Origin of the sequence: Mesorhizobium sp. M7A.F.Ca.MR.362.00.0.0 (assembly GCF_004023175.1) — a bacterium.
Classification (GTDB): Bacteria; Pseudomonadota; Alphaproteobacteria; order Rhizobiales; family Rhizobiaceae; genus Mesorhizobium.
In genome coordinates, this window is the sequence record NZ_RZTF01000123.1 from 1 (window position 1) to 305 (window position 305).

At 66.9% G+C, this 305-nt stretch carries 1 protein-coding gene; it reads right to left on the reverse strand.

All coding sequences use genetic code 11. The features are described from left to right. Window positions 1–48: 48 nt before the first annotated feature. Window positions 49–305, reverse strand: a 257-nt coding sequence (locus EOC06_RS42700) for an efflux RND transporter periplasmic adaptor subunit (protein WP_368773590.1), incomplete at its 5' end; no start/stop codon positions are given.

Genomic DNA, 305 nt, shown 5'->3' on the forward strand with positions numbered 1-305 from the left:
GTGGGAAGGTCGGGGCGCCGCGCTGAAGCCGGGTCCTGACGGGGGTGTTCAGGTGGCCGGCTTTTCCGGTATCGGCGATACAGGCGCTCCGGGTCCGATCTTCTGCAGATTGCCCGTGATCACCTGGTCGCCCTCGGCGACGCCGCTGAGGATGGCGACCTGACCGCCGCTCGTCGGTCCGAGCGAAACCAGCCGCTGGTCGACCGTGTTGTCCTTGCCGACGACATAGAGATATTTGCCGAGCTGGCTCGAGCCCAGCGCCGTCTGCGGCACCATCAGCGCGTCGGCCTGCTCTCTCACATGCA